The organism is Anaerosporobacter sp. (assembly GCF_031551385.1).
Taxonomy (GTDB): Bacteria; Bacillota; Clostridia; order Lachnospirales; family Lachnospiraceae; genus Anaerosporobacter.
This window is the reverse complement of the sequence record NZ_JAVBNS010000261.1, coordinates 18,122-28,973: the sequence shown is the minus strand read 5'-3', so window position 1 is coordinate 28,973 and position 10,852 is coordinate 18,122. Positions and strand designations below refer to the sequence as shown.

The following is a 10,852-nucleotide window of genomic DNA, read 5'->3' as shown; positions in this document are numbered from 1 at the left end:
AGTTCATGGTATCTGTTTAGGGAATACATACCGTTAATCCAAAGTGTTGGGAGAACATCTTCTGTAAGTGTAGTAAATCGAATTGATAAGCAGATGAAGAAGATTATTAATGATTCGGAATCGACAGAGGAGATTAAGAAGCTTGTGAAGGCGGCATCGAATAAAGTTGTGACGAATCTTTTGTATGGTTTGAAGGATAACCTTGATAAAAGACAGTGGAATGCATGTCTTGAGGCAATTGAAGAGGCATCTAAGAAAATGTAAATAAGGACGTGTAATGATGGAACAAGCATATTTTCCTATATTTATTGATTTAACGGATAAGCGTGTAGTTGTAATAGGTGGCGGAGTAATTGCGACTAGAAGGGTACAGACATTGTGTTCATTTGGTTGTAATATAGAAGTAATTGCACCAGAAGTTTCAGATGAAATTAAGAAATTAGCAGAAGAGAAAAAAATAGTTTGGTATGCTCGTGCCTACCAAGAAAATGATGTTGTAGGAGCAACAATTGTGGTAACGGCTACAAATCAAAGAATGATAAATCATCAAGTAGGATTAGAGTGTGCAAAGTTAGCAATCCCTGTTAGCGTGGCAGATAGTAAAGAGGAATCCACATTTTATTTTCCTGGTATTGCGAAAGTGGATTCAGTTGTTGTTGGCGTAACGGCGAGTGGAACAAATCATCATCTTGCCAAGAAAGTTACCGATAAGATAAAAAGTGTGTTAAAATCTATGGTGTAGGTAGTTTGAGAGGCAAAACATTAGAGGCAAAACTTTGTAGGCTTTCGAAACTTCTTCGTTGCTGTACGATAGCACGAAACACGCTACACACCTAAGGACTTCTAAGTGTGTAGGGATAGGTGTTGAAGTTTTGCCTATATACGTTGCTGATACATAGGTAGAGGTTGCATGTGGAATAATTTTACTTTAGTGATGCACAATATAGATTGGATGTAGAATAATAAGAGAAATAAATGCTTAAATTATAGGATAAGTTAATTTTTTTATACATAATGCAGAGAGGACAGATATGAAAAGTATGATTGGTAAGAAAATTAGAATTGGTAGTAGGGAAAGTAAACTTGCAGTTACGCAGTCAGAGATTGTTATGGCGGCTATCAAGAAAGCGCATCCAGAGATTGAGTTAGAATTAGTTACAATGAAAACGACAGGCGATAGAATATTAGATAGGAGTCTTGATAAGGTTGGTGGAAAAGGTCTGTTTGTTAAGGAATTAGATATTGCCCTTAGAGAAGGCAGAATTGATTTATCTGTACATAGTTTAAAGGATATGCCAATGGAAGTGCCAGAAGATTTGCCTTTGATTGGTTTTTCAAAACGTGAAGACCCTAGAGATGCATTGATACTTAAAGACGGTTTTGACATAGAAATTGAAAACGGGATTATTGGCTCTTCTAGTAAACGAAGAGTACTTCAGTTAAAGAAGTTATATCCGAATCTACAATTTGAAACGATTCGTGGAAATGTTCAGACTAGACTTAAAAAGATGGAAGAGCAAAATTATAATGGAATTATTCTTGCGTTGGCAGGAATTAAAAGACTTGGATTAGAACATATCGTTACAAGAGTGTTATCGACGGATGAGATGATTCCAGCAGCAGGTCAGGGAATCTTGGCGATTCAAGGGAGAAGAGATTTTGATTATTCGTTTTTGGATACATTTTTAGATAGGGAATCGGAAATTATCTCAACGTGTGAGCGAGCATTTGTGACGGCATTGAATGGAGGGTGTTCTTCCCCTATTGCGGCATATGCACAGATACAAGGCAATGAAATTATGTTACAGGGATTATATTGTGAAGAGGATAGCGAAGATATTTGCATTGGAAGTATTCATGGTGAGATAGAGAATGCAGGTAAACTAGGTGAGACATTAGCGAAGCAGTTAAAGAAAGATTAGTTAATGTATGTTAATCAAGAAGCAGTCAAGCATATTTAGAGTTTCACAATTGGCTAAGAAAATAAGTATTATGAAAGGGGCTGATTTACCAATATGGAAGATAAAGCAGGAAAAGTTTGGCTTGTTGGAGCTGGGCCTGGTGATATAGGTTTACTAACGATAAAGGGAAAAGAAATACTTGAGCGTGCAGAAGTTGTTGTTTATGATGCACTTGTAAGTGATGAAATCGCAGCAATAATTCCGTCTTCGGCGAAGAAGATTAATGTAGGAAAACGTGCAAATAATCATTTAGTACCACAAGAGGAGATCAATAAGATTCTGCTAGAGGAAGCGTTAGATGGAAAACGTGTTGTGCGTTTAAAGGGAGGAGACCCTTTTGTATTCGGAAGAGGTGGAGAAGAGTTAGAATTGTTAGTCCAGCATAACATCGCATATGAAGTTGTACCTGGGATTACATCGGCTGTTTCTGTTGCGGCATATGCAGGAATACCAGTTACCCATAGAGATTTCACATCTTCTGTTCACATTATCACAGGGCATGCAAGAAAAGGCGGGGTATCAAGAATCCAATATGATGCATTGGTTAAAATGAATGCAACACTTGTATTTCTTATGGGAATTGGAGCACTTGAAGAGATATGTAATTCATTAATGGAAGCCGGTATGGACGAAAATATGCCAGCGGCTGTACTTGAAAGAGGAACAAGTGCGAAGCAAAGAAGAGTTGTTGCTACAGTAGCGACATTAAAGAAAGAGGCAGACGAAGCAAATATTCAAACACCTGCAATTATTGTAGTAGGGCAAGTGTGTAGTTTGTCAAACTCATTTGCGTGGGTTGAAAAACAACCACTTGCAGGGCTTCAAGTTGTAGTGACAAGACCGAAAGAAAAGAGCTCTTGTCTTACAGAGAAATTACGCTCACAAGGTGCTCATGTTATTGAGATGCCGGCGATTAGAACAGTAACATTAGATGGTGAAAATGACATAGATTGCTTTACAAGAAGTCTTGATAAAATTACAGATCGAAACACAGAACAATGGATTTTATTTACCAGTCCAAAGGGTGTAGAGAGTTTCTTTTCTTTATTAGCAGTAGCAAAGAAGGATATTCGCCAGTTATATACAGCAAATATTAGATTCGGAGTAGTTGGTAATGCAACGAGAAAAGAATTGCGACTTCATGGTATAGAAGCGGATTATATGCCAGATACATATTGTGGTAGAGATTTAGCAAAAGGTTTGATTACTACATACGGTAAAGATATAGATATAACATTATATAGAGCCTATAGTGCGACAGAAGAGTTGGTTGAAGTTTTAGAAGAGAATAAAATGAAGTATGAAGATGTTGCGGTGTATCATACAGAGTATTGCGTGAATGAGGACTTGGCAACACGAATTGTAACAGGTGTAGAAAATGAGACGATAGACTATATGATGTTCACAAGTGCTTCTTGCGTTAAAGCAACCGTATCATGTCTTAGTGATATGAACTATACAAAGATTAAGGCAATCTGTATCGGGGAACAAACAGCAAAAGTGGCAAATGAATATGGAATGCAGGTTTATATTTCAAAGAAAGCTACGATTGATAGTATGGTAGAATGTTTAGCAGAGTTGCTTAATCAATAAAGAAAGGAATCGTGATACCTATGGATTTACTAAATAGACCAAGAAGATTACGAGGAAGTCAGATACTTCGTGACATGGTAAGAGAAACAAGAGTTTCAAAGAATGGATTAATCTATCCGATTTTCGTAAAAGAAGGTCATAATATAAAAGAAGAAATCTCAGCTATGCCCGGTCAGTACCGCTATAGTTTGGATACATTAGCATATGAATTGGAACGTGTTCAAAAATCAGGAGTTCGTGGAGTGCTATTCTTTGGAATTCCGGAGCATAAAGATGCATGCGGTAGTGGTGCTTGGGCGCAAGATGGTGTTGTACAGAAAGCACTTGAGTTTGCAAAGAGAGAGTTTCCTGATTTATATCTCATTACAGATGTTTGCCTATGTGAATATACTTCCCATGGTCATTGTGGATTATTGCATGACCAAATGGTTGACAATGATAGCACGCTTGAATTACTAGCAAAGACTTCTCTATCGCATGTGCAAGCAGGAGCAGATATGGTTGCACCTTCCGATATGATGGACGGAAGAATATTAGCAATTCGAAATATGTTAGATGGGGCAGGATATACGAATACACCAATTATGTCTTATGCAGTGAAGTATTCCTCCGCGTTCTATGGGCCATTTCGTGAAGCGGCTGGTTCTGCACCAGCATTTGGTGATCGTAAAACGTATCAGATGGATTATCATAATAAAAGGGAAGCGATTAAGGAAGCAGAATTAGATATTGCTGAGGGTGCTGATATTCTTATGGTAAAACCGGGGCTTGCATATCTTGATATTGTGAAAGAGATTTCAGAACGTTTTCCAGTGCCATGTGCAGTATATAGCGTAAGTGGAGAGTACTCGATGATTAAGGCAGCAGCGGCAGCAGGATATATAGATGAAGCAGCAATTGTTGGAGAATCTGCAATTAGTATGTTTCGTGCAGGAGCGGACATTTTGATTTCCTATTATGCGAAAGAGATTGCAGGATATATTGACGAAGGAAGAATCGGATAAGTTAGTAGAGTAACATCGCAAGTAAGCTTGCGATATACATTGCATGGAGGTAAACATGAAAACAGATAAATCAGAACGTTTATTCAAAGAAGCAGTAGAGAAAATTCCAGGAGGCGTAAACAGTCCGGTGCGTGCATTTCAAGCAGTTGGAAAAAATCCAAGGTTTATAGAACGAGCTGAAAAACAATACATCTATGATGTGGATGGCAATCAATATGTTGATTACATTGGTTCATGGGGGCCAATGATTCTTGGTCATAAGAATGAGCAAGTACAGGCGGCAGTACAGGAAGCGATTGAGAAAGGTCTTAGTTTTGGTGCTGCTACTGAAATCGAAGTAGAGATGGCAAAACTAATTTGTGATATCGTACCAGCTATTGAGATGGTTCGTATGGTAAACTCAGGAACAGAAGCAGTTATGAGTGCAATTCGTGTTGCGAGAGGCTATACAGGACGAAATAAAGTATTAAAATTCGAAGGTTGCTATCATGGACATGCGGATGCAATGCTTGTGAAAGCAGGTTCAGGAGTTATGACATCAGGCGTACCTGACAGTGCAGGTGTACCAGCAGGTTGTGCAGAAGATACATTAACAGCAATCTATAATAATCTTGAAAGTGTGGAAAAATTATTTGCAGAGAACAAGGGTGAAGTAGCATGTTTAATCGTTGAGCCAGTTGCAGCAAATATGGGTGTTGTCGAACCACAGGAAGGATTCTTGCAAGGACTTCGAGACATCTGTACAAGAGAAGGTGCACTGTTAATATTTGATGAAGTAATTACAGGATTTCGTTTGCAGTTAGAGGGGGCATCAGGCTACTTTGGCGTTACACCAGATTTAATTACCTATGGCAAGATTATAGGCGGTGGAATGCCAGTTGGAGCTTATGGAGGACGTAAAGATGTAATGCAAGTTGTATCTCCAGTAGGAGCAGTATATCAAGCAGGTACATTAAGTGGAAATCCAGTAGCGATGCACGCAGGAATTACACAACTCAGAATTCTAAAAGAACACCCAGAAATCTATAGCAAAATTAATGAAAATGGCGAGAAATTGCGTGCAGGATTAAGAGAATTAATAGAGAAATATCAGATACCATGTGTAGTAAATGGAATTGGTTCATTAAGTTGTATGTTCTTTACGAAAGAGCCAGTAGTAGATTATGAATCAGCGAAAACATCTGATACTGTGATGTTTGGTAAGTATTTTAATCATATGCTGAATAGAGGTCACTATCTTGCACCAAGCCAGTTTGAGGCAATATTCTTGTCTGTGGCTCATACGGAAGAGGATATTCGGAGATATTTGGGGGATGTAGAGGAGTTTTTTGAATAAGAAATGGTTGGTTTTATGGCTTTGCTTTGGTATGATATATGTAGTGTATGAAGAAGTTCTTTGAAAGTGAGGTAAACCATATGAAAAAGAAATTTAACATAACAGGCTTATGCGTTAAGGATAAGCATTATATGGTAGACATATCAGATAAAATAGAGCAAATTGTGACTATGGTAGATGAGGGAGAATACTTTACCATAAATCGCCCTAGACAGTTTGGTAAAACCACTACTCTTAATGTTTTACGAGAAGCGCTTTCTGAAAAATATGCAGTAATTGATAGCAGTTTTGAAGGTGTTGGTGATAATTTATTTGATACAGAAGAAGGATTTTGCAAAAGAGTGTTTAAAACCTTTGCGGACTCCATAAGATTTACAGACAAGGAGACGCATCAACTTTTATTAAAGTACAATACATCGAAAAATTTTGGAGAGCTTTCTGATGCTATCACCGAATTTGTATTGGAATCACGGAAAAAAATAGTTTTGCTTATTGATGAGGTAGATAAGAGTAGCAATAACAGAATATTTCTACAATTCCTTGGAGTGCTTAGGAATAAATATCTGTCTGCGAGTGCAAATAAAGATTTTACATTTCAAAGTGTTATTTTGGCTGGAGTACACGATGTAAGAACATTAAAGCTTGCAATGCGTGATGAGAGTGATAAAAGATTCAACAGCCCGTGGAATATAGCAGCTAAGTTTGAAGTTGATATGTCTTTTAATGCTCACGAAATAGGAAGTATGTTACTTGACTATCAGTCGGAGACTGGTATTGGTTTTGATGTAAATGCGATTGCAGAACAAATTCATATGTTTACAAGTGGATATCCTTATTTGGTAAGTGACATCTGTAAAACTGTGGATGAAAAGCTGGGTGCTGTTTGGACAGAAGAAAGTATCTATATGGCGGTCAAAGCTATTTTGAATGAAAAGAATACTTTATTTGAAGATGTGATTAAGAACATTGAAAACAATGAGGATATTAAATCAGTAACTAATGAGTTACTTCTATCTGGCAGTCATATCAGCTTTCATCCTTTCTCATATGAAGCAGGAATTATGTATGGAATATTTAGAAATGATAAAGGCAAAGTTGTAATTCATAATAAGATTTTCGAGGAGCTTATTTATGGCTATATGACAGAGAAAAGTAATATACGAAAACTACAAGTTCGAATATCAGAAAATGAATTAAACCAGTTTACGAAAGCAGATGATTTGGATATGGAGCGTATACTTCTAAAGTTTCAGGACTTTATGTACGAGGAGTATCGAAGTGAGGATGAAAAGTTTTATGAGTCTCAAGGAAGGCTTATCTTTCTTGCTTACTTAAAACCCATATTAAATGGAAAAGGATTTTACTTTGTAGAGCCACAGACAAGAGAGAACAGGCGTCTGGATGTAGTTGTTATATACAACAAACATAAATATATAGTTGAACTCAAGCTCTGGAATGGTGAGAAATATCATGAAAAAGGTAGAGAGCAATTAGCAAGATATCTGCACATTCAGAATATAGATATTGGATATTTATTGGTATTTAATTTCAATAAAAGCAAAGAAAAATCTTCAGATTGGGTAACGGTTGAGGATAAGAAGCTTTTTGAAGTGATTTTGTGAGGAGACATTCGGCAGTATTATACTTGAAAGTCTTGAAAAATACACGGTTTCTTGTTAATTGAACCATAGCAAACTTACCTGAGTAAGTCGGAAATAGTTTTTTAGCTGTGGAGTTTTTAGATAGGGAACAAAAAATAAACACTATATAAGATTGGAAATAGTCTTATATAGTGTTTTTGTGTTTAAGATGAGCGTACTAGCTTAAAATTTACTATTTATCTTTTTCAACAATCGTGTAATATAAAAAATCAATAACATTAAAAAACTAAAAAAGAATACAATGATTCCGATTAATGTATTAATGGGAAAAATTACGGTTATCGAAAGTACAATAATAGGGAGTAGTATTGCTATTATATATTTTCGATATAAACATATAATAAACTCAAGAATCAAGCAAATAATTGAAACAAACGCTATGCCTTCCATTGACTGTTAACTCCTTTCGTGTAGCAATATTGTGTTAGGTTATTAATATCTATATATTATAACATAAAACATAAAATATCAAATTAATAAAAATATTGACATTTAAACTTCTGAATTTTTAATCGTCGTTTTTCGCATCCTTCCAAGCATCCAAATCCCAAGAATAAGAAGCACAGGAAACACAATAGCCCCCAAAATTCCTGCTTTCAAGTTATCAGAAAAAGCACTGGATACTAAACCAACAAACGTCGGGCCGCCAGAACAACCAAGGTCACCAGCAAGAGCGAGGAGTGCAAACATAGCAGTTCCGCCACCTCGTATTGAAGCGGAAGCGATGCTGAATGTTCCTGGCCATAAGATACCTACAGATAAACCGCATAAACCACAACCTATAAGTCCAAGGAATGGATAGGGAGAAAGTGATATAACAAGGTAGGATACGATACAAGTGAAACCACTGAGTAACATAAAGCGATTCAGATTTATCTTATGACCGTATTTTCCGTATATGGCACGAGAAGTTCCCATAAGGATAGCGAATAACATTGGGCCAGCAAGGTCGCCAACCGTTTTGCTAACTTGTAATCCCTTTTCTGCGAAAGTAGATGCCCATTGGCTTACAGCTTGCTCGCATGCACCAGCACAAACCATAAGAAGCATTAAAACCCAGAAGATTTTTGCATGAGCAAGGTCTTTAATACGTAAGCTAGTTTCATCCTCCTCGATAAGAGACGCGATTGGAACTTTAGCAAATGCAAATACATTTATTATCGGAATGATAGCCCAGAAGATAGCAAGCACCTTCCAGTTATGTATACCGAAAACAGCAAAGAATATTGTAGATAATAGTACAACACCTACATGTCCCCAACAATAGAAGGAGTGAAGCAGACTCATGGCTTTCTCTTTGTTATCTGTTGGACAAGCCTCTACAATTGGGCTGATTAACACTTCAAGGAGCCCACCACCGATAGCGTAAATTATAACGGATATGAATATTCCTGCATAGGCATTTGGTAATAAATCTGGAAGAATTGTCAATAATATTAATCCAGATGCAGTGAAGACATGAGCAATTAAAGCTGAGGCACGATAGCCGATTTTATCTACAAAGCCGATGGATAATAAATCCACAATAAGTTGTAGTCCAAAATTAATTGTTACTAAAAATGTTATTTTTGGTAAAGAAATATGGTAGGTTGATTGTAAAGTAAGGAAAAGCAAAGGAACAAAATTGTTAACAATTGCTTGAACAACATAACCTACAAAACATGCATATAATGTTTTTTGATATTTGTCTTTCAATGAAAAGAACCTCCGTTGTTTGGTTTTGAACGACTCCCAATAAAAAGAATAGTCACACTACCATCCATAATAACACACAAAATAAATATTTTCTTGCATTATATTGGCTCAAAAGTAACATAATAGTAAGATTCATTACTGCACACATAAATTGTTTGCAGCGACGGGGAGATTCAGCACACGAAAAGAGGCTACCCAATCGGATAGCCTCTCATCATATTAGTTCTCTTTTGTACAGTAAATATTTTTTCTTTAGTAAATGTAATCTTTGGTAGTTACGACATCTTTTGTAAAGTTAATCTTTAGTAGAAACATCTTTAGTAAATTAAAACTTTGTCTTTCGTAAAACTTTTCATTTGTTTTTTGATTCTTTTGTACTTTGATAACTTATCTTTTGTATTTTGTTCTTTTGTGGCTTGTTTATACATAACACTATTTTGGTGGTGTTATCATGGGGAAAGTAGTTCGCTCTTTTGTTATAAAAATCTGGAGTTGATTATATCTTAGGTAACTCGCATTAATGAAATATAACTTAATGTTTTATCTTGTTTTATTATAACACTTATTATCAGATTAAGCAATGTAAATGGGAGGAAAAAGTGATAATTAATACCGATTTATTTTGACTAATTTTGACGTTATGTTTGAAATCAAGTAGAAGCTATGTTAAGATATTAATAGGACGATAATTCCAGTTTGAAACGAGTTCAAATGGTTATTGTTCGAGACATAATATAGATGGAGGTTGTATATGAAATTTACATTTGCACATAATAATTTAAACGTATTTAATCTTGATAAATCACTAACATTTTACAAAGAAGCATTGGGACTTGTGGAAACAAGAAGACATGAAGCAGAGGATGGAAGTTTTATATTGGTATATCTTGGAGATGAAACTACACCGCATCAGTTAGAACTTACATGGTTAAAGGAATGGGATCGTCCTTATAATTTAGGAGATAATGAGATTCATCTTGCCTTTGTAGTAGATGACTTTGAAGGAGCTTTAAAGAAACACAAAGAGATGGAATGTGTATGTTTTGAAAACCCTGCTATGGGAATCTATTTTATTAGTGATCCAGATGGATATTGGTTAGAAGTACTTCCCGCATAAACTTAAGAGGTATAGAAATGAGGAATTAATATGGATGCATACACTACGTTTCACGAAACGTTAGTAGGTTTGTTTAATGATATAATGGAGTTAGAACAAAAGGCTATTATTACAGAACAATTTAAAAATATTACCAATAATGATATGCATATCATAGAGGCGATAGGAGACAAAGCAGCTAAGAATATGTCTTCAGTAGCAAAAGTGTTAAAAGTAACAGTTGGAACGTTAACGATTGCAATTAACAGCCTTGTAAAAAAGGGATACGTAAATCGAATTCGAAGTGAAAAGGATAAGCGAGTCGTATTAATATCACTAAGTGAACTTGGCAAGGAAGCATATGTACATCATAAAGATTTTCACGAGAAGATGATAAAGGCCATGATAGAAGGCTTAGGTGAACAAGAGACGAATACATTAGTTCAAGCATTGACGAACTTAAACCGATTTTTTAAAAATTACCAGAATGATAAATAGTTATCTGG

General features: G+C 36.0%; 9 protein-coding genes and 1 pseudogene. 9 read left to right on the top strand and 1 reads right to left on the bottom strand.

Annotation, left to right across the window (positions count from 1 at the left end):
* The 7 genes and pseudogenes from RMR19_RS19700 to RMR19_RS19670 form a co-directional block, all read left to right on the top strand.
* A pseudogene (locus RMR19_RS19700) lies at positions 1-264 on the top strand (hypothetical protein); the annotation flags it as partial.
* Between the two features lie 16 nt (positions 265-280).
* Complete coding sequence (locus tag RMR19_RS19695; protein ID WP_310605215.1) at positions 281-742, top strand: precorrin-2 dehydrogenase/sirohydrochlorin ferrochelatase family protein; 462 nt, start codon at positions 281-283, stop codon at positions 740-742.
* A gap of 289 nt (positions 743-1,031) precedes the next feature.
* Positions 1,032-1,922, top strand: a complete 891-nt coding sequence (hemC, locus tag RMR19_RS19690) for a hydroxymethylbilane synthase (protein ID WP_310605214.1) — start codon at positions 1,032-1,034, stop codon at positions 1,920-1,922.
* 93 nt (positions 1,923-2,015) lie between these two features.
* Positions 2,016-3,554, top strand: a complete 1,539-nt coding sequence (gene cobA / locus RMR19_RS19685) for a uroporphyrinogen-III C-methyltransferase (RefSeq protein WP_310605213.1) — start codon at positions 2,016-2,018, stop codon at positions 3,552-3,554.
* Positions 3,555-3,574: 20 nt separating this feature from the next.
* Complete coding sequence (gene hemB, locus RMR19_RS19680) at positions 3,575-4,558, top strand: porphobilinogen synthase (protein WP_310605212.1); 984 nt, start codon at positions 3,575-3,577, stop codon at positions 4,556-4,558.
* A 55-nt stretch (positions 4,559-4,613) separates the two neighbouring features.
* Positions 4,614-5,894 (top strand): glutamate-1-semialdehyde 2,1-aminomutase, encoded by a 1,281-nt coding sequence (hemL, locus tag RMR19_RS19675; protein WP_310605211.1) that lies wholly within the window; start codon positions 4,614-4,616, stop codon positions 5,892-5,894.
* Between the two features lie 80 nt (positions 5,895-5,974).
* Complete coding sequence (locus tag RMR19_RS19670; RefSeq protein WP_310605210.1) at positions 5,975-7,516, top strand: GxxExxY protein; 1,542 nt, start codon at positions 5,975-5,977, stop codon at positions 7,514-7,516.
* 531 nt (positions 7,517-8,047) lie between these two features.
* On the opposite strand, the gene RMR19_RS19665 is transcribed toward RMR19_RS19670, so the two are convergent.
* Positions 8,048-9,250, bottom strand: a complete 1,203-nt coding sequence (locus RMR19_RS19665) for an MFS transporter (RefSeq protein WP_310605209.1) — start codon at positions 9,248-9,250, stop codon at positions 8,048-8,050.
* A 751-nt stretch (positions 9,251-10,001) separates the two neighbouring features.
* Between RMR19_RS19665 and RMR19_RS19660 the strand changes: the two genes are divergently transcribed.
* Entirely contained in the window at positions 10,002-10,367 is a 366-nt protein-coding gene (locus RMR19_RS19660) for a VOC family protein (RefSeq protein WP_310605208.1), read from the top strand.
* Positions 10,368-10,397: 30 nt separating this feature from the next.
* Positions 10,398-10,844, top strand: a complete 447-nt coding sequence (locus RMR19_RS19655) for a MarR family winged helix-turn-helix transcriptional regulator (protein WP_310605207.1) — start codon at positions 10,398-10,400, stop codon at positions 10,842-10,844.
* Positions 10,845-10,852: the final 8 nt, after the last annotated feature.

Coding starts and splice junctions, on each gene's coding strand:
- hemC (WP_310605214.1), top strand. CDS start 1,032: ATGAAAAGTATGATTGGTAAGAAAATTAGAATTGGTAGTAGGGAAAGT.
- RMR19_RS19695 (WP_310605215.1), top strand. CDS start 281: ATGGAACAAGCATATTTTCCTATATTTATTGATTTAACGGATAAGCGT.
- RMR19_RS19670 (WP_310605210.1), top strand. CDS start 5,975: ATGAAAAAGAAATTTAACATAACAGGCTTATGCGTTAAGGATAAGCAT.
- hemL (WP_310605211.1), top strand. CDS start 4,614: ATGAAAACAGATAAATCAGAACGTTTATTCAAAGAAGCAGTAGAGAAA.
- RMR19_RS19655 (WP_310605207.1), top strand. CDS start 10,398: ATGGATGCATACACTACGTTTCACGAAACGTTAGTAGGTTTGTTTAAT.
- RMR19_RS19660 (WP_310605208.1), top strand. CDS start 10,002: ATGAAATTTACATTTGCACATAATAATTTAAACGTATTTAATCTTGAT.
- cobA (WP_310605213.1), top strand. CDS start 2,016: ATGGAAGATAAAGCAGGAAAAGTTTGGCTTGTTGGAGCTGGGCCTGGT.
- hemB (WP_310605212.1), top strand. CDS start 3,575: ATGGATTTACTAAATAGACCAAGAAGATTACGAGGAAGTCAGATACTT.